The 21,536-nt window shown below is 67.3% G+C and carries 24 protein-coding genes and 1 tRNA gene; 16 read left to right on the top strand and 9 right to left on the bottom strand.

Features of this window, described 5'->3' with window-relative positions:
• The first annotated feature begins 47 nt into the window (after positions 1-47).
• The 4 genes from WJS89_RS08670 to WJS89_RS08655 are packed head-to-tail and all read left to right on the top strand — an operon-like array spanning position 48 to position 2,677.
• Positions 48-875, top strand: a complete 828-nt coding sequence (locus WJS89_RS08670; protein WP_346340541.1) for a cytochrome c oxidase subunit 3 — start codon at positions 48-50, stop codon at positions 873-875.
• Complete coding sequence (locus tag WJS89_RS08665; RefSeq protein ID WP_346340540.1) at positions 841-1,233, top strand: DUF983 domain-containing protein; 393 nt, start codon at positions 841-843, stop codon at positions 1,231-1,233. Before WJS89_RS08670 ends, WJS89_RS08665 begins: the two co-directional genes overlap by 35 nt.
• Positions 1,230-1,808: an SURF1 family cytochrome oxidase biogenesis protein gene (locus WJS89_RS08660; protein WP_346340539.1), complete on the top strand. Its 579-nt coding sequence runs from the start codon at positions 1,230-1,232 to the stop codon at positions 1,806-1,808. Before WJS89_RS08665 ends, WJS89_RS08660 begins: the two co-directional genes overlap by 4 nt.
• The gene (locus WJS89_RS08655) at positions 1,805-2,677 is read left to right on the top strand and encodes a class I SAM-dependent rRNA methyltransferase (RefSeq protein WP_346340538.1); all 873 of its coding nucleotides are present in this window, start codon (positions 1,805-1,807) and stop codon (positions 2,675-2,677) included. The genes WJS89_RS08660 and WJS89_RS08655 overlap by 4 nt, the downstream gene beginning before the upstream one ends.
• On the opposite strand, the gene WJS89_RS08650 is transcribed toward WJS89_RS08655, so the two are convergent.
• The 3 genes from WJS89_RS08650 to WJS89_RS08640 are packed head-to-tail and all read right to left on the bottom strand — an operon-like array spanning position 2,674 to position 4,270.
• The gene (locus tag WJS89_RS08650; protein ID WP_346340537.1) at positions 2,674-3,306 is read right to left on the bottom strand and encodes a heme exporter protein CcmB; all 633 of its coding nucleotides are present in this window, start codon (positions 3,304-3,306) and stop codon (positions 2,674-2,676) included. The genes WJS89_RS08655 and WJS89_RS08650 overlap by 4 nt on opposite strands.
• Entirely contained in the window at positions 3,303-3,845 is a 543-nt protein-coding gene (ccmA, locus tag WJS89_RS08645) for a heme ABC exporter ATP-binding protein CcmA (protein ID WP_346340536.1), read from the bottom strand. The genes WJS89_RS08650 and ccmA overlap by 4 nt, the downstream gene beginning before the upstream one ends.
• A gap of 23 nt (positions 3,846-3,868) precedes the next feature.
• Positions 3,869-4,270, bottom strand: a complete 402-nt coding sequence (locus WJS89_RS08640; RefSeq protein ID WP_346340535.1) for a metallopeptidase family protein — start codon at positions 4,268-4,270, stop codon at positions 3,869-3,871.
• A 68-nt stretch (positions 4,271-4,338) separates the two neighbouring features.
• Between WJS89_RS08640 and WJS89_RS08635 the strand changes: the two genes are divergently transcribed.
• From WJS89_RS08635 to WJS89_RS08615, 5 genes are all read left to right on the top strand, one after another.
• Positions 4,339-4,429, top strand: a tRNA-Ser gene (locus tag WJS89_RS08635).
• Positions 4,430-4,454: 25 nt separating this feature from the next.
• A complete protein-coding gene (locus WJS89_RS08630; RefSeq protein ID WP_346340534.1) occupies positions 4,455-4,967 on the top strand; it encodes a DUF2721 domain-containing protein in 513 nt (170 codons plus the stop codon).
• Between the two features lie 56 nt (positions 4,968-5,023).
• Positions 5,024-6,211: a 3-deoxy-7-phosphoheptulonate synthase gene (locus tag WJS89_RS08625; protein ID WP_346340533.1), complete on the top strand. Its 1,188-nt coding sequence runs from the start codon at positions 5,024-5,026 to the stop codon at positions 6,209-6,211.
• Positions 6,208-7,512 carry a 3-phosphoshikimate 1-carboxyvinyltransferase gene (aroA, locus tag WJS89_RS08620; protein WP_346340532.1) on the top strand — a complete coding sequence of 435 codons (1,305 nt, stop codon included), beginning with the start codon at positions 6,208-6,210 and terminating at the stop codon, positions 7,510-7,512. The genes WJS89_RS08625 and aroA overlap by 4 nt, the downstream gene beginning before the upstream one ends.
• Positions 7,509-8,516: a chorismate synthase gene (locus tag WJS89_RS08615; RefSeq protein WP_346340531.1), complete on the top strand. Its 1,008-nt coding sequence runs from the start codon at positions 7,509-7,511 to the stop codon at positions 8,514-8,516. Before aroA ends, WJS89_RS08615 begins: the two co-directional genes overlap by 4 nt.
• Here WJS89_RS08615 and WJS89_RS08610 read toward each other — a convergent pair.
• Genes WJS89_RS08610 through pcaF form a run of 3 tightly spaced genes read right to left on the bottom strand, consistent with a single transcriptional unit; the run spans position 8,513 to position 11,364 of the window.
• Complete coding sequence (locus WJS89_RS08610; RefSeq protein ID WP_346340530.1) at positions 8,513-9,694, bottom strand: cation:proton antiporter; 1,182 nt, start codon at positions 9,692-9,694, stop codon at positions 8,513-8,515. The genes WJS89_RS08615 and WJS89_RS08610 overlap by 4 nt on opposite strands.
• Positions 9,695-9,712: 18 nt before the next feature.
• Positions 9,713-10,165, bottom strand: a complete 453-nt coding sequence (paaD, locus tag WJS89_RS08605) for a 1,2-phenylacetyl-CoA epoxidase subunit PaaD (protein ID WP_346340529.1) — start codon at positions 10,163-10,165, stop codon at positions 9,713-9,715.
• Positions 10,162-11,364: a 3-oxoadipyl-CoA thiolase gene (pcaF, locus tag WJS89_RS08600; RefSeq protein WP_346340528.1), complete on the bottom strand. Its 1,203-nt coding sequence runs from the start codon at positions 11,362-11,364 to the stop codon at positions 10,162-10,164. The genes paaD and pcaF overlap by 4 nt, the downstream gene beginning before the upstream one ends.
• A 78-nt stretch (positions 11,365-11,442) precedes the next feature.
• Here pcaF and WJS89_RS08595 point away from each other — a divergent pair, with 78 nt between their 5' ends.
• The 5 genes from WJS89_RS08595 (at position 11,443) to WJS89_RS08575 (ending at position 17,260) form a co-directional block, all read left to right on the top strand.
• Positions 11,443-11,688, top strand: a complete 246-nt coding sequence (locus WJS89_RS08595; protein WP_346340527.1) for a 4a-hydroxytetrahydrobiopterin dehydratase — start codon at positions 11,443-11,445, stop codon at positions 11,686-11,688.
• Positions 11,689-11,922: 234 nt separating this feature from the next.
• Complete coding sequence (locus tag WJS89_RS08590) at positions 11,923-12,744, top strand: phenylalanine 4-monooxygenase (protein WP_346340526.1); 822 nt, start codon at positions 11,923-11,925, stop codon at positions 12,742-12,744.
• Positions 12,722-13,228: a flavin reductase family protein gene (locus WJS89_RS08585; RefSeq protein WP_346340525.1), complete on the top strand. Its 507-nt coding sequence runs from the start codon at positions 12,722-12,724 to the stop codon at positions 13,226-13,228. The genes WJS89_RS08590 and WJS89_RS08585 overlap by 23 nt, the downstream gene beginning before the upstream one ends.
• Positions 13,229-13,429: 201 nt before the next feature.
• A complete protein-coding gene (locus tag WJS89_RS08580; RefSeq protein WP_346340524.1) occupies positions 13,430-16,048 on the top strand; it encodes a YadA-like family protein in 2,619 nt (872 codons plus the stop codon).
• Between the two features lie 102 nt (positions 16,049-16,150).
• On the top strand, positions 16,151-17,260 hold the full coding sequence (locus tag WJS89_RS08575; protein ID WP_346340523.1) for a DUF3616 domain-containing protein: 1,110 nt from the start codon (positions 16,151-16,153) through the stop codon (positions 17,258-17,260).
• Here the strand turns inward: WJS89_RS08575 and crcB are convergent.
• The 3 genes from crcB to WJS89_RS08560 are packed head-to-tail and all read right to left on the bottom strand — an operon-like array spanning position 17,257 to position 19,471.
• On the bottom strand, positions 17,257-17,616 hold the full coding sequence (gene crcB / locus WJS89_RS08570) for a fluoride efflux transporter CrcB (RefSeq protein WP_346340522.1): 360 nt from the start codon (positions 17,614-17,616) through the stop codon (positions 17,257-17,259). The genes WJS89_RS08575 and crcB overlap by 4 nt on opposite strands.
• Positions 17,613-18,596, bottom strand: a complete 984-nt coding sequence (locus WJS89_RS08565; protein ID WP_346340521.1) for a DUF808 domain-containing protein — start codon at positions 18,594-18,596, stop codon at positions 17,613-17,615. Before WJS89_RS08565 ends, crcB begins: the two co-directional genes overlap by 4 nt.
• A 32-nt stretch (positions 18,597-18,628) precedes the next feature.
• Entirely contained in the window at positions 18,629-19,471 is an 843-nt protein-coding gene (locus tag WJS89_RS08560) for an alpha/beta fold hydrolase (protein WP_346340520.1), read from the bottom strand.
• A 119-nt stretch (positions 19,472-19,590) separates the two neighbouring features.
• Here WJS89_RS08560 and serS point away from each other — a divergent pair, with 119 nt between their 5' ends.
• Together serS and WJS89_RS08550 are read left to right on the top strand one after the other, a co-directional pair.
• A complete protein-coding gene (serS, locus tag WJS89_RS08555; RefSeq protein ID WP_346340519.1) occupies positions 19,591-20,853 on the top strand; it encodes a serine--tRNA ligase in 1,263 nt (420 codons plus the stop codon).
• Positions 20,834-21,535, top strand: a complete 702-nt coding sequence (locus WJS89_RS08550) for an alpha/beta hydrolase (protein WP_346340518.1) — start codon at positions 20,834-20,836, stop codon at positions 21,533-21,535. Before serS ends, WJS89_RS08550 begins: the two co-directional genes overlap by 20 nt.
• Position 21,536: the final 1 nt, after the last annotated feature.

Raw genomic sequence — 21,536 nt, 5'->3', positions numbered from 1 at the left:
AACGCTCGGGCTAAGCCCCGCGCAAAGATAACCCACGAGGACGTTTCATGGCCGGCCAAGTCAATCACGACTATCACATCCTTCCCCCCAGCATCTGGCCGCTGGTGGGTGCCTTTTCCGCCATGTTCATGCTCGGCGGCGCCGTCTTGTGGATGAACGACCTGGCGTACGGTTCGCTCGTCTTCGGCGCCGGCTTCCTCGGCGTGCTCTTCACCTTCTTCTCCTGGTGGTCGGATGTCGTGAAGGAAGCCAATACGGGCGATCACACGCCCGTGGTGCAGCTTCACCACCGCTACGGGATGATCCTGTTCATCGCGTCGGAAGTCATGTTCTTCGTCGCCTGGTTCTGGGCCTATTTCAACGCCTCGCTCTTTCCGCCCGCCGTCGACGGGATCGGCGGCATGTGGCCGCCCGAGGGGATGACGCTGATCGATCCATGGGGCTATCCGCTGCTCAACACGCTGATCCTGCTCTGCTCGGGCACGACCGTGACCTGGGCGCACCATGCGCTGATCCACGGCGACCGCGAAGGTCTCAAGAAGGGCCTGCTCGCCACGATCGCGCTCGGCATCCTGTTCAGCTGCATCCAGGCGTATGAATATATCCATGCGCCGTTCAACTTCTCGACCGAGGACGGCGGCAACATCTACGGTTCGACCTTTTACATGGCGACCGGTTTCCACGGCTTCCACGTCATCGTCGGCACGATCTTCCTGATCGTCTGCTACCTGCGCGCGGTGAAGGGCGACTTCACGCCCAAGCAGCATTTCGGCTTCGAGGCCGCCGCCTGGTACTGGCACTTCGTCGACGTCGTGTGGCTGTTCCTCTTCGCTACCATCTATGTCTGGGGCGGCTGGGGCGCCACCTATCACTAGGCACCAATCGCCCGGGCTGGCCGCGGCCAGCCTCGGCGGCCTGTGTCCGCGCTGCGGCGCCAAGACGCTGTTCGACGGTCCGGTGAAGCTCAGCGACACCTGCGCGTCATGCGATCTCGACATCGCCCGCTACAATGTCGGCGACGGTCCCGCGGCGTTCCTCATTCTCATCATCGGCACCATCGTCGGCGTCGGCGCGATCTGGCTCGAGCTGGCGGCGGAGCCCCATTGGACGGTGCATCTCGTCTGGGTGCCGATCCTCGTCGCACTGACGCTGCTCGGGCTGCGTATCGGGAAGGCTGCCTTGCTCTACCAGGAGGTCGTCCACGACGCGCGCGAAGGCGGGCGGGCGCGATGAACAAGCTCGTCATCGGCGGGATCGTCACCGCGCTGGCCGTCGCCACGATGATCGGCCTCGGCATATGGCAGCTCGGCCGCGCGGCGGAAAAGGATGCGCGCATTGCCTCCTATGAGGCAGCGGCGGGCAAGGATGCGGTGGCCTATCCGACCATCGTGCCCGAGGAGCCGCCGCTGTTCCGCCGCTCCGGCCTGACCTGCCTCGAGGTCACCGGCTGGCGGCACCAGGCCGGCGCCAATCGCAGCGGCACGTCCGGCTATGCCCATGTCGCCGACTGCCGCACGAGTGTCGAAGGCCCCGGCGCGGCGGTCGAGATCGGCTGGAGCCGCGAACCCGTGGCCGGCACCGACTGGGAGGGCGGCACGATCGAAGGGGTCATCGGTCCCGACGAGAAATACGGTTTTCGCCTCGTCGCCGACGAAGGGCAGGCCGGGCTCGAAGCGAGCGCCCCGCCCTCGCCCGACGCGATCCGCAACAATTCGCGCAGTTACGCCTTCCAGTGGTTCGCCTTCGCTGCCATCGCGGCGATCATTTTCATGCTGGCCGCGCGCAAGGCACGGCGGGAAGCGGCATGAGCGACCTTCTCACCCTCGTGACCGAGCCGTGGGACGATTACGCGCTGATCGACTGCGGCGATGGACGCAAATACGAACGCTTCGGCCCCATTCGCACCGTGCGCCCCGAACCGCAGGCCATGTGGGCGCCCGCATCCAAGGACTGGGACGCGCACGCCGAGTTCGTCCCCGCGAGCGATGCCGACGGCAAGGGTCAGTGGCAGCAGTATCGCGACGTCCCCGAAACCTGGGAATTGTCGCGCGGCGCGGTGAAATTCAACGCGCAGCTCACCCCCTTCCGCCACCTCGCCTTCTTCCCCGACATGGCGCCACAATGGGATTTCGCACGCGCGCGGCTCGGGGAGGGCTCCAGCGCGATGAACCTGTTCGGCTACACGGGCGTGGGATCGTTGCAGATGAGCGATGCCGGGGCCGGGGTCGTCCACGTCGACGCTAGCAAGAAGTCGGTCGAGGGCGCGCGCGAGAATGCGGCGTTATCGGACATGGCGGATCGGCCGATCCGCTGGCTGGTCGAGGATGCCGGCAAGTTCGCCGCCCGCGAAGTCCGGCGCGAGCGTCGCTACGACGGCATCATGCTCGACCCCCCCAAATTCGGGCGCGGCCCCAAGGGAGAGCGGTGGGAAATCGAGACCGGGCTGGCCCCGCTGGTCGCCGACTGCGCGGCCTTGCTCGATGCGAACAGCCGTTTCTGCATCCTGACCGTCTATGCGGTGCGGATGAGCGCGCTCTCGATCGGCGAACTCTTGCGCCAAGCCACCGCGCATCTGCCCGGCACCGTCGAGATCGGCGAGATGGGCGTGCGTGAGGAAGCGCGTGGACTGATACTTCCCACTGCCATCTTCGCGCGCTGGGTGAACGACCCCGCCTAGCTCCGCTGGCGCAAGGCGGCCCCGACGATGAAGGGGCTGATGACGCCCAGGAACAGGCTGACTGCACCGAGCAGGGCCAAGGCGCCGGCCTCGCCGCGCGCAGCCGACACGCCGAAGATGAGGACGGGAACCGCAAGCGGCAGCATCAGCAACCCGCCGAGCGAGGCGGCGCGTTCGAGGTTCGCCGCGATGGCGGCGATCGCCACCGTGAGCCCCGCCAGCGCGGGCGTCGCGATGAACAATGCCAGCGCGATCTGCGCAACGTTGTCGCCCGATAGCGCGAGCAGTGCACTCGCGGGCAGCAGCGCCACCATCAGCGGCGGCCCGAAGCTCAACCAATGCGCGATGCCCTTGGTGAGGCCGATCCACTCGGGCGACACCCCGCGCAGCAGCAACTGGTCGATCGTGCCGTCGACAAGGTCGGGCTGGACCAAGCGGTCGATGGGGAGCAGCGAGGCCAGCAACGCAGCGATCATGATCATGCCCGGCCCCACGCGTTCGAGCAGGACCGCGTCGGGGCCGGTCGCGAAGGGCACCAGCATGATCGTCATCAGGAAGAAGATGATCGGCAGCCAAAGCGCGCGCCCTGCCCAGCGCTTGAGGTCGCGCATGATCAGCGCGCCGGTCATTCGCCGAGTTCCAGCTCGCGCCATTCGCCCTCGAGCGGCTGGTGCGAGGCGGCGAGCACCGCGCCACCACGCGCACGATGCTCTGCGATCAGTCGGTTAAGGCGCCCCCGCGAGATCGTATCAAGACCGTCGGCGGGTTCGTCGAGCAGCCACAGGGAGGCCCCGCTCGCCGCCAGCCGGGCGATCCCCGCACGGCGCCGCTGGCCGGTCGATAGGAAGCCCACGGGCACGTCGTCGAGATCCGTCAGTCCGAGTGCGTCCATCGCGCCAGAAAGCGCCTCCATCCGTCCGTCGAGCCGAGCCCAGAAGGCCAATGCTTCGCCGAGCGGCTTGTCTGCGTCGAGGGCCAAGCGTTCGTCGGCCAGCGCGCGCTCCCGGCTGACGACCGTGCCCGCGCGCGGCGCGAGCAGGCCGGCGGCAACCCTCAGCAGGGAGGATTTTCCGGCCCCATTGCGGCCCGTGACCCGCATCGCCTCACCCGGTGCCAGCTCGAAGCTGAGCTTTTCGAACAGAGTTCGCCCGCCGCGCTGACAGGTCACGGCGTCGAATCGCAAATGCGGAATCACGCCAGGTCTTCCAGCATGTGCATATCGTCGTCGGACAGGCCGAAATGGTGGCCGATCTCGTGGACGAGGACATGATGGACCAGATGCTCGAGCGTCTCGTCGCCCCGTTCGCACCATTCCAGGAGGATCGGCAGTCGGAACAGGCGCACCTTGTCGGGCATGGTGCCCGAATGCTCGACGCTGCGCTCGGTGAGCGGCAGCCCTTCGTAGAGGCCGGTCAGCTCGTAGGGTTCTTCCATCCCCATGAGCCGCAGCGTCTCTGCATCGGCGAAATCTTCGACCAACAGGACGATGTCGCCGAGATGCTGGCGGAATTCGGCGGGCAACCGCTCTAGTGCCGCTTGCGCGAGCGCTTCCATTTCTTCCCCTGTGGGAGCGATGCCGATCGTGCGCGTCATGGCTCTCGCGCTTAGTCGAGCCGATGGCTTGCGCCAAGGGCGGCTTGCCGCTACGCCCGCGCCTTCGCGGAGCGGTGGCCGAGTGGTCGAAGGCGCACGCCTGGAAAGTGTGTATACGGTAACCCCGTATCGTGGGTTCGAATCCCACCCGCTCCGCCACTTTCACGACCCCGGGATCGCATCGATGGACATTCTTCTGGCAAGCGGCTTCGGCGACCTACTCGAGCGCACCGCCTCCACCCCCAGGGTTCAGTCGATTCTCCAGTTGAGCCTGGCGCCCGTGTTCCTGCTGGCGGCCATCGGCGCTTTTCTCAACGTCATGAACATCAGGCTCACCTGGCTGGTCGAACGCATCAACATCCTCGAAGCGGCGCATGAGCGCGACGGCGCGGAGGGCGACGCGCACGGTCTCCCCGTGCTGCGGCGGCGCCAGCGCTACGCCCACCATGCCGTCAACCTGTCGACCGCCGCCGCGCTGATGATCTGCGCCACCGTGGGGCTGTTGTTCGTCAGCGCCTTCATCCGCACCGCGCTCGGAACGCTCGTCGCCATGTCGTGGATTGGCGCCATGGCGTTGATCTTCGCCGCGCTCACCTTCTTCCTTCGCGAGACCTCGCTGGCGACGCGCAACCTTGCCGACACGCGGCGCCTTTCACAGCGAATCAGCGAACAGGAAGGCGATAGCGAGGACAGCTAGCCGAGCGGTGACGCTTTCAAAGCGTCGGCGTGGAGGCTATCGCTCGCTCCCGCAGCATGAATCGTCCTTTTCTCTCCCGCGACCGTCACTGGTCCCCCAGCCGCTGGCGCAAACGCGATGCGCACCAGCTTCCTTCCTACGAGGAGTCCGCCGTGCTGGAAGCGGTGGAGCGCCGCCTTTCCGACGCCGCGCCGGTCGTTCGGACCGAAGAGATCGACGCACTCCGGGACTCCCTGGCAGCCGTTTGCCGGGGCGAGGCCTTCCTGCTGCAGGGCGGCGACTGCGCGGAAAATTTCGACGATGCCATCGCCAGTCGCGTCGCGGCCTTGGCGCGGCTGTTCGACGCGATGGCGGTCGGCATCGAGACGGCCACGGGCCGCGAAGTCCTGCGTCTCGCGAGGATAGGCGGACAGTTCGCCAAGCCCAGATCGGACGCGACCGAAACGCGCGGCCGGGTAACGCTTCCGGCCTATCGCGGCGACATCGTCAACGCGCAGGGCTTTTCCGCGGCCGAACGACGCCACGATCCGGCGCGGATGACCCAGGCGCATGTCCAGTCGGTCGGGACAGCCGCGACCTTGCGGGCCGCGCGGCATCACCTTCCGCCCATCTACACCAGCCACGAGGGGCTGTTGCTCCATTACGAACAGGCGCTCACCCGGCAGGCGTCCGACGGAGCCTGGTGGGCCACGAGCGGCCACCTGTTGTGGCTCGGCGACCGGACGCGGCAACTGGACGGTGCGCACGTCGACTATCTCTCTGGCATCGCCAATCCGGTCGGCGTCAAATGCGGGCCGAGCATGACGGGCACCGAACTCGGCGCGCTGTGCGATCGGCTCGATCCCGCCGATACGCCGGGCAAGCTCGTCTTGATCGTCCGGATGGGGGCGGATGCGGTCGAAGACCGGCTCCCGCCACTTCTTTGCGCGGTCGGCGACCGCAAGCTGGTCTGGATCGTCGACCCCATGCACGGCAACACGGTCAAACAGGGCGGACGCAAGGTGCGGCACTACGATTCCATCCGCGCCGAAACCCGCGCCTTCATGGCGATATTGCATGATGCGGGGATGACGCCCGGCGGCGTGCATCTCGAAATGAGCCCCGACCCCGTCACCGAATGTATCGGCGGGGGTGGCCCCGAGACACTGGAAGCACTCGACCGCGCGTATCGCACCGCCTGTGACCCGCGGCTCAACGGCGAACAGGCGCTGCGCCTCATCGCCGACATGGAGGGCCACTGGTGAGCCGCCTCGAAGCCCGCCCTTCGCCCGGTTTCGGTGGCGATGCCGACTTGCCCGGCGACAAGTCCATCAGCCACCGGGCGCTGATCCTCTCGGCCATGGCCGATGGAACCTCGCGGATCACCGGCCTCCTCGAGGCGGAGGACGTGCGCGCCACGCGGGCAGCGGTGGAGGCTTTCGGCGCCACGATCGTCGAAGACGGGCCGGACCTGCTCGTCACGGGAGGCCCGTGGCGGTCGCCCGGTGCGCCGATCGATTGCGGCAACAGCGGGACATCGGCACGGTTGCTGATGGGTGCGGCGGCGGGATGCGAGGGACTGGAAGCGCGCTTCGTCGGCGATGAAAGCCTGTCGCGACGTCCCATGGCCCGCGTGACCACCCCCTTGTCGCGGATGGGCGCGCGGTTCGAGGGCGGCGATACGCTGCCTCTCACCCTCCACGGCGCCGCGCTCGGCGGGATCGACTATGAGAGTCCCGTCGCTTCCGCGCAGGTCAAGTCGGCGATCCTTCTCGCGGGGCTGCGCACCGATGCGCCCGTGCGGGTGATCGAACCTGCCCCGAGCCGCGATCATAGCGAAGTGATGCTCGCGCAGTTCGGCGTGGAAGGCGCGGCGGAAACGGTCGGCGAGGGTGTCGCGGTGAGCCTGGGCAGCCAGCGACGACTGACGGCGACCGATGTCGCGGTGCCGGGCGATCCTTCGTCCGCCGCCTTTCTCTGGGCGGCAGCGGCGATGATCGAGGGGGCGCGGGTGACGACGCACGCTACCCTCGTGAATGCGACGCGTACGGGCTTTCTCGAAGCGCTCGAGGCGATGGGGGCCGACGTGCAGTTGTCGAACCCGCGCGTGCAGAGCGGCGAACCCGTCGCCGACGTGACGGTCGCGCACCGGCGGCTCGAGCCTCTTCACCTCGAGGCGGCGCGCGTCCCGTCGCTCATCGACGAAGTTCCGATCCTCGCCTGCGTGGCAGCGATGGCGGACGGGGAAAGCGTCTTCGAGGGGATCGGCGATCTCAAGCATAAGGAAAGTGACCGGATCGGTTCGACGGCTGCTGGGCTCGTCGCCAACGGGGTGAGCGTCTTCCCCGATGCCGATCGCCTCACGATCCTCGGGCGGGGCAGGGTCGCGGGAGGCGGCGAGGTCATCTGCCATCACGATCACCGCATCGCCATGGCCTTCCTCACGCTCGGCCTTGCCGCACGGGCCGCAATCCGCATCGACGACGCCGGCCCCATCGCCACCAGTTTCCCGTCCTTCGTCGCGATCATGCGCAGCCTCGGCGCCGATATCGGAGAGCCCCAGTGAGCATCAACCGGTTCGGTCATCTCCTCACCCTGACGACATGGGGAGAAAGTCACGGCCCCGCCATCGGCGGTGTCCTCGACGGCGGCCCGCCGGGGATCGCCTTGTCCGAAGCGGACATCCAACCGTTCCTCGATGCGCGCCGCCCGGGGACGGGCCGGAACGTCTCGCCGCGGCAGGAACCGGACCAGGTGCGCCTTCTCTCGGGTCTCTACGAAGGACTGACGACCGGGACGCCCATCTCCCTCATCATCGACAATGTCGACGCGCGTTCGAAGGACTATCCCTCCGACGCTCCCTATCGCCCCGGTCACGCCGACTATGGCTATGACGTCAAATATGGGCGGCGCGATCCGCGCGGCGGGGGTCGCGCGTCGGCCCGCGAGACGGCCGTACGGGTCGCCGCCGGCGCCATCGCCCGCAAGATCCTCGGCAGTGTCGCGATCGAGGCGCGTGTCGTTGCCATCGGCGGACAGCGTGACAGTTCCAGATGGGACGCAATGCTCGACCAGGCGCGAACCGATGGGGATAGTCTCGGTGCGCTCGTCGAATGCGTCGCGCGCCATGTGCCTGCGGGTCTCGGCGCGCCTGTCTACGCCAAGCTCGACGCCGAACTGGCGGGGGCGATGATGTCGATCCCTGCGGTCAAGGGCGTGGAAATCGGCGAAGGCATGGCGGCGGCCGGGCTCAAGGGAAGCGAAAACGCCGACGCGATGCGCCGCGATGGCAGCGGCGTCCGGTTCGGGACCAACCACTCGGGCGGCATCGCCGGCGGCATCTCGACGGGGCAGGAGATCGTCGTTCGCGCCGCCTTCAAGCCGACGAGCTCGATCCGGACGCCCGTGCCGAGCGTCCGCCCCGACGGAAGCGAGGCCGACGCCGTCACCAAGGGTCGCCACGATCCGTGCGTCGGCATCCGCGGCGCGCCTGTGATGGAAGCGATGATGGCGCTGGTGCTGGCCGATCATCTGCTGCTCGACCGCGCCCAGACCGGCGCCGCGCGCTAGTCCTCGCGCGAGGCGATCGCGCGGCGCGCCATCGGCATCGTCAGGAGCGTCGAACCGACCGCCATCAGCAGGAGCGCCGTAAAGGCCGTCGAACTGATGACCATCCGGTCGAGCAGGATGTTGGCGAAGATGATCATGATCAGCGCCTTGGTCTGAAGCAGCCAGCCGACCAGCCGCGCCTCTCCTTTCGCCCATCGTCCGATCCGCGCGGCGAGCTCGACGCCCGCGCGCTTCCCGGCGACCCCCGCAAGAAGCAGCAGCGCGGCGACACCGATCACATCGAGCCCGCCCATCTCCCAGCGCGTGCGCAGGCCGGTGGACAGGAAGAATACCGGCATCAGCCACAAGAGGATGCGATCGCGCGCCTGGTCGATGGCGGGAAAGCCGAAGCGCTCCCCGTCCAGCACCGCCCCCGCGAGAAAGGCGCCGACCATATAGTGAAGATGCGCCCAGTCCGCGCCCAAGGCGACGAGGAGCAACCAGCCCAGCGCCAGCGGCCAGCGCGCCGCCTCGTCGCAGCGCGCAAGAAGCCGCCGGGCCGCGAGGCTGGCGCCGACCAGCGCCACCGCGAAAACGAGTTGTCTCCCGAGCATCTCGCCATCGACCAGGATGAGCGCCAGCGCGATCCAGACGAGAATATCGTCGAGACTGGCGTAGCGCAGCACCCGCTGCCCCAGATGGGTCCGCAGGATTTTCAGCCGTTCGAGGAACAGGACGAGGATCGGCAGCGCGGTGACGCTCGCGGCGAGGCCGATCCCGAGCACGAACTGCCAGCGCACCGTGCCCGCTCCCATCCAGACGGGATCGCGCATCGACAGGAGCGCGACCAGCGCTCCGAGCGCCAGCGGCGCGGCCAGTGCGCAGGCCGCGGTCACGGCGCTGTCGCGCCGCTCGCGCCATGCATGACCGATATCGAGCTCGAGCCCCGCGACGAAGACGAACAGCATCACTGCCCAGGCCGCGATACCGCCCAGCGCCTGTTCGACCGCCGGCGTGAACAAGGCTGCGTGCGCCCCCGGGTACGCGGCCCCGAGTACGGCCGGGCCGGCGAGGACGCCACCGACGATCTGCACGACCACCAGCGGCACGATCCGGTCGCCGCCCATGGCCCGCCACGCAAGCCACGGCAGCGTGAAGATCGCGAGCATGACGACGAGAAAGGGCGTGACCCCGCTCATCGGTTCAGCCCGATCGCCCTAGTGGCATTTGAAGCGGTCGAAGGGTTCGAGGCATTGCTGGCACTGCCACTGCGCCTTGCAGGGCGTCGAGCCGAAACGGCTGATCTCCTTCGTGTCCGCCGAGCCGCAATTGGGGCATTCGGCGGTCTCCGCGCGGCTCGGCGGGGCGATCCCGTAGGCGCGCAGTTTCTCCTTCGCCTCGTCGGTCATGAGATCGGTCGTCCAGGGGGGGAACAGCTTATTGACGATTCCGACATCTCGGTAGCCGCTGGCGTCCAACGCCGCGCGGATGGAATTCTCGATCTCGACGGTCGCGGGGCACCCCGAATAGGTCGGGGTGATGATGACCGCCGGCCCCGAGGCGCCCTCCTCCAGCCCGCGCACGATCCCGAGATCGACGACGGAGACCACGGGGATCTCGGGGTCGGGAACCTCGGCCAATACCGCCATGATGCCGGCTTCGTCGATCACACGCGCTCCATCGCGAGCGCGATTCCCTGTCCGACGCCGATGCACATGGTCGCGAGCGCGCGCGCATGGCCCTCGCGCTGCATTTCCTCGACCGCGGTCAACGCGAGGCGCGTTCCGCTCATGCCGAGCGGATGACCGAGCGCGATCGCACCGCCGTTGGGATTGACCTGCGGCGCGTCGTCGGGAAGCCCCAGTTCGCGCAGCACGGGAAGCGCCTGCGCGGCAAAAGCCTCGTTCAATTCGATGGTGCCGAAATCGTCGATCTTGAGGCCGAGGCGCTCCATCAGCTTCGCGCTGGCGGGCGCGGGGCCGATGCCCATGATGCGGGGCGGAACGCCGGCCGCGGCGCCGCCCAGGACCCGCGCGCGGGGCGTCAGGCCATGGCGCTTCACCGCATCTTCCGAGGCAAGGATCATGGCACCCGCACCGTCGTTGACGCCGCTGGCATTTCCGGCGGTGACCGTGCCGCCTTCGCGGACGATCGGGCGCAGCTTCGCCAATGTTTCGAGGTCGGAGAGGCGCAGATGCTCGTCTTGCTCGAACAGGATGGGATCCCCCTTGCGCTGCGGGATCGACACCGGGACGATCTCCCCCGCCAGCCGTCCGCTCTCCTGCGCCCGCGCGGCGCGGACCTGGCTCTCGTGCGCGAAGCGGTCCTGGTCCTCGCGGCTGACGTTATAGGCTTCGGCGACATTCTCGGCGGTCTCGGGCATCGAATCGATCCCGAAATCGGCCTTGAGCTTGGGATTCACGAAGCGCCAGCCGATGGTCGTGTCGTAGACTTGGTTGTTGCGATCGAAGGCCTGGTTCGCCTTGGGCATGACGAACGGCGCGCGGGTCATGCTCTCGACGCCCGCGGCGATCACGAGATCGGCCTCGCCCGCCTTGATCGCGCGCGCGGCCATGGCGATGCAGTCGAGGCCCGAGCCGCACAGGCGATTGACGGTGGTGCCGGGCGCGCTTTCGCCGAGACCCGCGAGCAGCGCGGCCATGCGCGCGACGTTGCGATTGTCCTCGCCCGCCTGGTTGGCGCAGCCCATGATCACATCGTCGAGCGCGTCCCAGTCGACGCCGGGATTGCGCTCGCGGAGCGCCGCCAACGGAATGGCGGCAAGATCGTCCGCACGGACGGGCGACAGGGTCCCGCCGAAGCGGCCGATGGGGGTGCGGATGGCATCGCAGATATAAGCGTCGCGCATGAAATCTCCTTTGCGTCTTCAACTGGCCTTCCCGCGCGGCGGTTGCAACCCGCAGGCCCGCCCATCGGTTGAGCGGGCATGACGACACATGCCTGGACACGCGAGGGCGATGCCCTCACCCGCCATCTCGAGTTCGACGATTTCAGCGAAGCGTTCGGTTTCCTCGCGCGGGTCGCATTGCTCGCCGAGGCCCATGAGCATCATCCCGAGATCCGCAACGTCTACAACAAAGTGGACCTGACGCTCACCACCCATGACGAAGGCAACAAAGTGACGGATAAGGACGAGAAGCTGGCGGCTGCGATCGACGCGCTGCTGTCCTGATCCATATTGGTCATTGAATCTTCATCCAAACCCGCTAGCGTAGACGCCATGACCCAGACGACCGCCCTCATTCGCAAAGCCTATCGCGTCATGACGCGCGGCTACGCCTATGGGCGCGCGGTGGATCGGGGATAGAAGCACCTTCTAACAAAACCAACCCGAACCACCGCCCGCCCGGCCACCGCCCGGCGGGTTTTTTATTGCCTGCAAACGACCCACACCAAGGAGACCGACATGTTGGAGACCAAGATCGCCGCCCCCGCCCCGTCCGCGGATTGGCGCGACTATCTTGTCGACGAGCAATGGACGCGTTTCACCCGCGCCGATCATGCGACGTGGGACCGGCTCTACGCCCGCCAGGTCGCGCTCTTGGCGGACAAGGTGGTCTCGCCCTTCCTTGCGGGGCTCAAGCGCCTCGGTCTCCACGAACCCGGCGTCCCGCGGCTCGAGCGACTCTCGGAGCGTCTTCACCATGCGACCGGCTGGCGGCTCGTCGCGGTCGCGGGGATCGTGCCCGACGCGGCCTTTTTCGCGATGCTGCGCGACCGCGTGTTCCCGATCGGCAATTTCATCCGCGACGGCGGCAATCTCGACTATCTCGAAGAGCCCGACTGCTTTCACGACATCTTCGGCCATGTCCCCGTGCTCGCGCACGAGCCGATGGCGCGACTGATGGAAGAACTGGGGCGCCTCGGCGTCACGGCCTGCGCCAACGGCGACACCGACATCATCAGCCGCATCTACTGGCACACGGTAGAATTCGGCCTGGCCCGCGAGGACGGCGAAACGAAGATCTGGGGCGCGGGCCTCGCCTCCAGCTTCGGGGAAGCACAGTTCAGCCTCGACGCCGACGTGCCGCGCCCGCGCTTCACGGTGGATGACGCCGCCGCGACGCCCTATCGCTCGGACCGCTTCCAGCCGCTCTATTTCGTCTCGGACAGCCTCGAAGCTTCGTCCGACGCGCTCGCCGCCTTGACGCCCGCGCGGCTTGCGAGCCTTGGCGATGGGCAAGGGCGCGGCTACAGCGCGGAGGATGAGCGACTGGCAGCAGTATGAACCCGGCGACGATCCGCGTGTCCTTCGCAACGCCTTCGGTGCATTCGCCACGGGCGTCACGGTCGTCACCTGCGCCGATGCGGACGGCACGCCCCACGGGTTGACCGCCAACAGCGTCACCAGCGTCAGTCTCGACCCGCCGCTGATGCTCGTCTGCCTCGCCAAGGCTGCGACCAGCGCCGAGCCGCTGACGAAGGCGGCGCATTTCGCCTTCAACATTCTTACCACCGAGCAGCGGCCCGCCTCGATCACCTTCTCGACGCGGGTCGAGGATCGGTTCGGCCAGACGAAATGGGAGCAGGGGCAGCACGGCGCGCCGCTTCTCGTGGGCAGCCTTGCCCATTTCGAATGCGCGCGCCACGCCGTCCACGACGGGGGCGATCACTGGATCCTCGTTGGCGAGATCGAACGGGCGCGGTTCGAGGAGGGGCATGATCCGCTCCTCTATTTCCGGGGCAAATACCGGCGCCTGCACTTCGATTAAGTTCATGGCTCTACTGATTAAATAATCGTTAACCATGATGGAACTAACAGAAGTTTACCTCCGTTAGGGGCCATGCGCTGCCAGTCGGCGGCGCGGCGTTTTCCGTTTCGAACGGAAAGACCGGGCCAACGGGGTGGCTCATCGCTCCGTTGCTCGGATTCCGGCAATCGCCGGACGTCTCGATCGAACGGAGACAGCTTCATGAAAATGTTCAAGACCGCGCACCTTCTGGCACTGATGACGGGCGTCGCGACCTTCACGCTCGCCGCCCCCGCGCAGGCGCAGGAATGCCTGCTCGACACCGAAGACGACGATAGCGCGACCCCTGCCGATACCGACGCCGATGCCGAGGCCGTCGGCGACGAGGAAGCGCTTGCTTGCGGCGCCGACGCCAGCGCGACCGGCGACGACGCCATCGCGATCGGTCATCGCGCGACGGCGGACGGCGGCGACGCCATCGCGATCGGCGGCAATCGGGCCTTCGTCGATGCCGACAACAATGGCATTGCCGACGTCAACGAGGACGATGATCCCGACAACGACGTATCCGACACCATGGCGATCGGCCCCTCGACCACGGCGGTCGGCGGGCAGGCGCAGGCCATGGGGCCCGGTGCCACGGCCTTCGGTTGGCGCTCGGTCGCCGATGCCGAACGCGCGACCGCGCTCGGCCATCTCGCCAACGCCAATGGCGTCCGCAGCCTCGCGATCGGCGAAGCCGCGGTTGCCTCGAGCGACAATTCCACTGCCATCGGCAACGAAGCGATGGCCGACGGGATCGACGCCCTCGCCGTCGGCGACAATGCCAGCGCGATGGGCAACTCCACCACGGCCGTCGGCGGCGAAAGCGTCGCGATGGGGCCCGGCGCCAGCGCGTTCGGCTGGCGCTCGGTAGCGGACGCGGAACGCGCGACCGCGCTCGGACATCTCGCCAATGCGAACGGCGTGCGCTCGGTCGCCATCGGTGAAGCCGCCAGTGCCACCGAGACCAACGCCATCGCGATCGGCAATCTCGCGCAGGCCAATGGCGGCGACGCGATCGCCATCGGCGGCAACCGCGACTTCGTCGATGCCGACGGCAACGGAATCGCCGACGTCAACGAGGACGACGATCCCGACAACGACATCACCAACACCATCGCCAGCGGCCCTTCCACGACGGTCGTGGGCGGTCAGGCCATGGCGATGGGTCCCGGCGCGACCGCTTACGGTTGGCGCTCGGTCGCCGATGCCGAACGGGCCACCGCCCTGGGTCACCTCGCCGATGCCAGTGGCGTGCGCTCGGTCGCGGTCGGTGAGGCTGCCAATGCGTCGGGCAACACCGCCGTTGCGGTCGGCAACCTCTCGGTCGCCAGCGCCGACAATAGCGTCGCGCTCGGGAACGGCTCGGTCGCCAATCGCGCCGACACCGTCTCGGTCGGATCGGCGGGCAATCTCCGCCAGATCACCAATGTCGCCGCAGGCACGCAGGACACCGACGCGGTGAACCTCGCGCAGCTCAACCAGGCGATCGCCGATGCCGGTTTTGCCGGATCGATGCAGATCGATCAGAACACCGGCGAGCTCGTCTATTTCGAGGTCAACAGCACCGGTGATGCCGCCGACGCGCAGGGCGCCGAAGCGGTCGCGATCGGTGGCGATTCCGTCGCCAATGGCGTCGACGCGATCGCGATCGGTTCCGAAGCGAATGCGCAGGGCAATTCGACCGTGGCGCTGGGCGGCGAGTCCGACGCGACGACGCCGGGGGCGACCGCGCTCGGCTGGCAGAGCCAGGCCACCGGCGCGATGGCGACTGCCGTCGGCCACCAGACCACGGCCAGCGGCGCGCAGAGCTTCGCCGGTGCCGAAGACGCGGTGGCCAGCGGCGACCAGTCGGTCGCGCTCGGCAACCTGTCCAACGCGAGCGGCGACAATGCCATCGCCATCGGCAACATGGCTACCGCTTCGGGCGGGGATGCCATCGCCATCGGCGGCAATCGCAACTTCGTCGATCTCGACGGCAACGGCGTTGCCGACGTCAACGAGGATGCGGATCTCACCAACGACATCTCGAACACGGTCGCCAACGGCCCCTCGACCACCGCGGTCGGCGGGCAGGCGATCGCCGACGGACCGGGCGCCACGGCCTACGGCTGGCGCGCCGTTGCGGACGCCGAGCGGGCAACGGCTCTGGGTCACCTCGCCAATGCGAACGGCGTGCGTTCGGTCGCGGTCGGCGAGGCGGCGGAAGCATCGGGTGACGGTGCGGTCGCGATGGGCAACCAGGCGGTTGCCAGTGGTACGAACAGCGTCGCCATCGGGAACGGCGCCACCGCAACCAACGATGGCCAGGTCGTGATCGCCGGGCTCGGCACGTCGACGCAGAGCCAGGTCGGACCGCTCAATATCGTGACGGCCGACAATAACGGCACGTTGGGCGTGAGCGCGCTCGACCTCACCGGGTTCGCGCGGCAGACCGACGTGACCGCCAATGCCATGGCGATCATGGATAATGCCAATGCGATCGGCGGACTGCAGTCGGGGCTTGCCGCGCTGCAGAACGATTTCGCGAGCGTTGCCAACCTGGCCGAGGAAAACCGCGAGGGCATCCTCAATGCCAATGCGGGCATCGCGCTGGCGATGTCGATGGAATCGCCGATGCTCTACGAGGGCACCAGCTTCGGCCTGTCGGGCGGGGTCGGCTATTTCGACAATGAAGTCGCGGCCAGCGTCGCCTTCGCCGCGCGCGCGAGCCAGAACAGCTCGTTCAACGCCGGTGTCGGCGTGACGGGCCGTGAAGGCAAGGTCGGCGCCCGCGCCGGCTTCCAGATTGCCTGGTAGTTCTCCCGTTCGATCGACCAGGTAGAAGGGTCGGGCGCCTCCTCCGGCGCCCGGCCCTTCGCTTTTCCGGAACCCGCCGCGCCGACTTCCGGTTGACCTCCCATGAAGCTCCTCGATCCCCAGTCCTTCGACGCCCCCGATCCGCCCGCACCTGCCGATCCCGTCGGTCAGTTGCGGCTCCGCTTCAAGGGCGACCCCGAGGAGGACGGCGATCATCCCGTCTTCGACCTGTCCGCCTGCGCGACGCACGGCCGCGCGATCTTCGTGGCGGGCGATGAATGTCATTCGGTGGAACGCCTGATCCTCGGCGATGAGGGCGAAGCAAGCGACCATCGCCGCTTCGAGCTCAGCGACTATCTCGACCTGTTTCGCGGTGGCGAGGAGATGGATATCGAAGGGCTCGCCGTTGCCGATGACTGGCTCTGGGTCTGCGGCAGCCACAGCCGCACGCGGCCCGACCCTAGGGACGACAGCGACGACGACGGGCGCATCGACATCGTCAAGGTCGGCGACCTCAAGGATACCCGCGCGCGCTGCGTGCTGGCGCGCATCCCGCTCGTCGCCGACATGGACGGCCACGCCAAACCCGTCCGCAACGACGGCGATCGACGGGCCGGCCTCATCAAACAGAAGGGCGGAGAGGGCTCCAAGCTGCGCCGCCTGTTATGCGAAAATGCCTTGCTCGGCCCCTCCTGCGCGATGGCGGCCAAGGAAGGCGGCCTCGATATCGAGGGCATCGCGGCCGCGGGCGAGGACCGGGTCGCGCTGGGACTGCGCGGTCCCGTCATCCAGACCTATGGCGTGCTCGTCGAACCCGACTTCAAGTTCAAGAAATCGGGCCGCCTCCACTTGCACCAGCCGCTGCGCATCCGGCTCGTCGAACTGGGGGGCCTCGGCGTGCGAGACCTGTGTGTGCGCGGCAAGGATCTCTATCTGCTCGCCGGACCGGTGGGCGATCTCGACGGGCGCTGCGTGCTCTACCGCTGGGAAGGATGGGCCGACTGCCCACCCGAGCATGACGAGAAACTGCGCGTCCACTGCCCCGAGCGTCTGTTCGACATTCCCGTGAAGGTCGGTGCCGACCATCCCGAGGGCATCGACTGGATCGGCGATCCGGAGGACGGCCGCCTGCTCGTCGTCTACGACAGTCCCGCCAAGGGGCGGCTCGATCTATCGCAGGCTACCATCATCGCCGACGTCTTCGAGGTCTAGCGCCCGAGGCCGTACCCCGCCGCGCAGGCGCCGAGCGACAGGAAGATCGACGCGGCGACATAGGCCAGCGCCGTCCCCGCCTCGCCGCGCTGCCACAATGTCAGCGTATCGAGGCTGAAAGCGGAAAAGGTCGTGAACCCGCCGAGCAGTCCGGTCACGAAGAACAGTCGCGCGGTCTGGCCGATACCGTCGAGCGCCCCGATCGCCAGCCCGATGGCGAGGCTCCCGACGACGTTGACCGCCAGCGTCCCGAACGGAAACCCCGAGCCGAACCAGGCGAGCGTCCACTTGCCGACACCGTAGCGCAGCAATGCCCCCAGCCCGCCGCCGAGAAAGACGGCCAGCGCGTGACTCAATGCACGGCGCTTTCGTCGGGCCCCGCAGCTGCGGCGGCATCGTGCGCGGCGCCATGTCCGAACAGCTTGGTGATCACGAAGGCAAGGATCGCGCCCCACACGAGCCCGACCAGTGCCGCGCCCAGCGTGTGCATGATCCACGAACCGACCGCATTGTCGCCCGCCACCGCTTCCGCCGCCGCCTCGTTCCAATAGTAGAGAAATTCCAGCACGTGCAGCTCGTGGAATCCGTGCAGCATGATCGACCCGCCGACCCACAGCATGGCGGCGGTCCCGACGATGGTCAGGGTCTTCAAAAGCTTCGGCACGAAATTCACGAGCCCGCGTCCGAAGGAAGCCATTCGGCCACCACGTTTCGCCAGCGCGAGCCCGATGTCGTCGAGTTTGACGATCAATCCGACCGTTCCATACACGAACACGGTGACGGCGACCGCGACGATCGCCAATGCGCCCGCCTGCATCCAGATGCTCTCGAGCTGCCCATCCGACGTCAATTCGTTGAGGGTGATCGCCATGATCTCCGCGGACAGGATGAAGTCCGTCCGCACCGCGCTCGCCACCTGCCGCTTCTCGAGTTCGGCGGGAGTTTCGACCGCCGCCAACTGCTTCTCGCCGTGGTGGTCGCCCGACACCCACTCGATGATCTTCTCCGCGCCCTCGAAGGCGAGATAGGATCCGCCGAGCATCAGGATCGGCACGATCAGAAACGGTGCGAACTGACTCAGCAGCAGCGCCGCGGGAAGCAGGAACAAGAGCTTGTTCCGCAGGCTCCCCAATGTGATCTTCCAGATGATGGGCAGCTCGCGGCTGGGGTCGAGCCCGGTGACGTAGGACGGCGTCACTGCCGCATCGTCGATCACCACGCCAGCCGTCTTGCCGCCCGCGCGTCCGGCCGCAGCCGCAACGTCGTCGACGCTGGCGGCAGCGGTGCGCGCGATCATCGCAACGTCATCCAATAGTGCGACCAGTCCTGACGGCATGAAAAACTTCCCTTGTGTGTTCGGTGAGGCGACTAACGCCGTTCGATCGTGATCCGATCCGCTTCGAGACCGTCCGCGAGCAGCGCCAACGCCGCGGCCGACTTGTCGACATAGGCATCGAGGAAGGCAATCGAGGCGGCAAGGACCGGTTCGGTCAAACTCTCGTCGAGAAACCGCGGTAGGCTATGTTCGCCGTCCTCGACCACGAGAAGATATTTGTCGCCCGCCACAGACCGGTCGAAGGCCAGCCGGTGCGCTTCCCACTGTGCGAAGGTCTGTCCGCCGACGTCCTTTGTCCCCGTGACCATCATCAGCGGCAGATCGATCGTTGTGTAGCTCGTGTCCGAAACGAGCATGGGGACGTTCCCCGGCGATGAGTAGGTCAGCACGGCGTCGATGTCCGGCCCCGGGATCGGCCCGAATGCCCAGCTGCCCTCAGCATGCGTCAGTGCGACGAAACTACCGAAGCTGTGGCCCGACAGGACGACGGGCATCTCGGGCATCTGAGCCTCGAACCAGTCGCGCAGCGCCACGGTCGCAGCCATGCGATCGGTGATGATCGCCTGTGCGCCGGTCATGCCGCTGAAGTTTTCCTGCGAATAATCGGCATGCTGGCGGCTATCGAGCGTGACGGGCGCGTAGACGGCATAGCCCGCTGCCGAGAGGCCCTCCAGAAGGGTCGAATAGTTCGAAGGACTGCCGCCCCAACCCGATCCGTAAAGAATGACACCCTTGGGCGTGTCCCCCGACGCATCCCAGATCTCGACCTTGCTCGCGCCGTTGGTCGTCTCCAGTTCCATCGAGCGATCCTGTGCCGCGGCGGGTACCGCCGCGATCAGCGTTGCCGCCACTCCGATGATCCAACGTGTCAGCACCGTTCTTACCCCCAACCGTTCACTTCGAGACACTGTGAGGCGGCCACGCCATCCTGCCAAGCTCTTTCTCGCTCTTGCGCCTCTTGCAATGCGGCGGGCGATCCGCGAGGGAAAGCGCCATGCTTTCCATGGACTTCATCAAGGCCAACCGCCCCGCCGTGCGCGACGCGATCGCGGCCAAGAATGTCGAGCTCGACCTCGACCGCCTGTTCGCGCTCGACGCCGAGATCCGCGCCGCCAAGACCGAGATCGACCAGTTGCGCGCCGAGCGCAATCGCATCTCTGGAATGTTCAAGGACGCCGCGCCGGAAGAGAAAGCCGAGCTGGGCGCCAAGGCGAAGGCCGCCGGCAAGCGCGCGGGCGACCTTGAAGGCGGCCTGAGCGACAAGCAGGCCGAGTTCCGCGCCATGATGCTGCGGATGCCCAACGTCCCGTACGAGGGCGCGCCCGTGGGGCCGGACGAGAACAGCAATGTCGTGATCCGCACCGAGGGCACCCCGCGAAGCTTCGACTTCACCCCGCTTGACCATGTCGAACTCCTCGAGAAGAACGACTGGGCCGACCTGTCGCGCATCACGCAGGTGTCGGGCAGCCGCACCTACTGCCTCAAGGGCCGGCTCGCGCTCCTCGAGCAGAAATTGATGGCCTGGGCGCTCGAAGAAATCATGGGCAACGGCTTTACGCCCATCACCCTGCCCGCCATCGCGCGCGAGGATGCCTTCGAGCGACAGGGCCAGTTCCCCGGCCACCGCGAAGAAACCTACGAGCTCGAGAAGGACGACCTGTTCCTCGCCGGGACCGCCGAAGTCGCCCTGACGGGCCTTCACTCGGGCGAGATCCTCGAGGCCGAACAGCTGCCCATCCTTTACGCCGGCTACAGTCCCTGCTTTCGCCGCGAAGCGGGCAGCGCGGGGCGCGACGTGCGCGGGCTGTTGCGCGTCCACCAGTTCGTCAAGGTCGAGCAATATGTCATTTGCGAGGCCGACGATGCGGTCAGCGCCGACTGGCACCAGCGCCTGCTGGGCGCGGCCGAGAAGCTCCTTCAGGCGATGGACGTGCCCTACCAGGTCATCGAGACGTCGACGGGCGACATGGGGCTCGGCAAATATCGCATGAACGATATCGAGAGCTGGGTGCCGTCCTTGAACAAGTATCGCGAAACGCACAGCTGCTCGACGCTCCACGACTGGCAGGCCCGCCGCGCCAACCTTCGCTACCGCAACGCCGAAGGTAAGGTCGTGTTCGCGCACACGCTCAACAATACCGCGCTGGCGAGCCCGCGCATCCTCGTGCCGCTGCTGGAAAATCATCAGACCGAGGACGGGCGCGTCAAGCTGCCCGAAGGCATCCGACACCTCCTCAATGGCGACGAATATCTCTGATCCGCTCGAGCGCGTGCCCGGCTTGGGGCGCAAGCTCGTCGAGGTCGTGCACAATTTCGCCCGCCTTCCGCATCGCATCGGCCATCTCGATGGGCGTGGCCCCGAGGACGGGCCACCCGCGCTGGTCATTCCCGGCTTCCTCACCACCGATCGCACCACGCTGACGCTGCGCCGCGGGCTCGCCGACGCAGGCTGGCGCGTGCACGGCTGGGGGCAGGGCCGCAACGAAGGCGCCTATGCCGAGGTCCTCGACGATATGAACGCGCGGCTCGATGCCATCCGCCATGGCGACAAGGCGCTGCTCGTCGGCTGGAGCCTCGGCGGCGTCATTGCGCGCGAGCTCGCACGGGCGCATCCCGACAAGGTTCGCGCCGTCGTCACGCTTGCCTCGCCCTTCTCGGGGGACCGCAAGGCCAACAATGTGTGGAAATATTACGAGAAGATCGCCGGTCACCCGGTCGACGATCCGCCCGTTGCGCAAATTTCCGACAAGCCCCCCGTTCCAACGCTCGCGCTCTATGCCGAAAACGACGGCCTGCTCGCGCAAGGCTGCCAGCGGGGCGGGGCGGGGGAAAGCGACCGACGCGTCGGCATTCCCTGTGGGCATTTCCGTATCGGCATGTCGCGCGGGATGGTGCGCCGCGTCGTGGCCGAAATCGGTGATTTCGTCGACGCCACCTAAC

Origin of the sequence: Sphingomicrobium aquimarinum (assembly GCF_039655735.1) — a bacterium.
In the GTDB taxonomy this organism is placed as follows: domain Bacteria; phylum Pseudomonadota; class Alphaproteobacteria; order Sphingomonadales; family Sphingomonadaceae; genus Sphingomicrobium; species Sphingomicrobium aquimarinum.
Note: the sequence above shows the minus strand (reverse complement) of the source record. Positions and strands in the feature narration are given on the sequence as shown.

What these genes read in the sequence shown, in the direction of transcription:
- WJS89_RS08670 (WP_346340541.1), top strand. Translation starts at nt 48, where the DNA reads ATGGCCGGCCAAGTCAATCACGACTATCACATCCTTCCCCCCAGCATC.
- WJS89_RS08665 (WP_346340540.1), top strand. Translation starts at nt 841, where the DNA reads ATGTCTGGGGCGGCTGGGGCGCCACCTATCACTAGGCACCAATCGCCC.
- WJS89_RS08660 (WP_346340539.1), top strand. Translation starts at nt 1,230, where the DNA reads ATGAACAAGCTCGTCATCGGCGGGATCGTCACCGCGCTGGCCGTCGCC.
- WJS89_RS08655 (WP_346340538.1), top strand. Translation starts at nt 1,805, where the DNA reads ATGAGCGACCTTCTCACCCTCGTGACCGAGCCGTGGGACGATTACGCG.
- WJS89_RS08650 (WP_346340537.1), bottom strand. Translation starts at nt 3,306, where the DNA reads ATGACCGGCGCGCTGATCATGCGCGACCTCAAGCGCTGGGCAGGGCGC.
- WJS89_RS08640 (WP_346340535.1), bottom strand. Translation starts at nt 4,270, where the DNA reads ATGACGCGCACGATCGGCATCGCTCCCACAGGGGAAGAAATGGAAGCG.
- WJS89_RS08630 (WP_346340534.1), top strand. Translation starts at nt 4,455, where the DNA reads ATGGACATTCTTCTGGCAAGCGGCTTCGGCGACCTACTCGAGCGCACC.
- WJS89_RS08625 (WP_346340533.1), top strand. Translation starts at nt 5,024, where the DNA reads ATGAATCGTCCTTTTCTCTCCCGCGACCGTCACTGGTCCCCCAGCCGC.
- WJS89_RS08610 (WP_346340530.1), bottom strand. Translation starts at nt 9,694, where the DNA reads ATGAGCGGGGTCACGCCCTTTCTCGTCGTCATGCTCGCGATCTTCACG.
- pcaF (WP_346340528.1), bottom strand. Translation starts at nt 11,364, where the DNA reads ATGCGCGACGCTTATATCTGCGATGCCATCCGCACCCCCATCGGCCGC.
- WJS89_RS08595 (WP_346340527.1), top strand. Translation starts at nt 11,443, where the DNA reads ATGACGACACATGCCTGGACACGCGAGGGCGATGCCCTCACCCGCCAT.
- WJS89_RS08590 (WP_346340526.1), top strand. Translation starts at nt 11,923, where the DNA reads ATGTTGGAGACCAAGATCGCCGCCCCCGCCCCGTCCGCGGATTGGCGC.
- WJS89_RS08585 (WP_346340525.1), top strand. Translation starts at nt 12,722, where the DNA reads ATGAGCGACTGGCAGCAGTATGAACCCGGCGACGATCCGCGTGTCCTT.
- WJS89_RS08580 (WP_346340524.1), top strand. Translation starts at nt 13,430, where the DNA reads ATGAAAATGTTCAAGACCGCGCACCTTCTGGCACTGATGACGGGCGTC.
- WJS89_RS08575 (WP_346340523.1), top strand. Translation starts at nt 16,151, where the DNA reads ATGAAGCTCCTCGATCCCCAGTCCTTCGACGCCCCCGATCCGCCCGCA.
- WJS89_RS08565 (WP_346340521.1), bottom strand. Translation starts at nt 18,596, where the DNA reads ATGCCGTCAGGACTGGTCGCACTATTGGATGACGTTGCGATGATCGCG.
- serS (WP_346340519.1), top strand. Translation starts at nt 19,591, where the DNA reads ATGCTTTCCATGGACTTCATCAAGGCCAACCGCCCCGCCGTGCGCGAC.
- WJS89_RS08550 (WP_346340518.1), top strand. Translation starts at nt 20,834, where the DNA reads ATGGCGACGAATATCTCTGATCCGCTCGAGCGCGTGCCCGGCTTGGGG.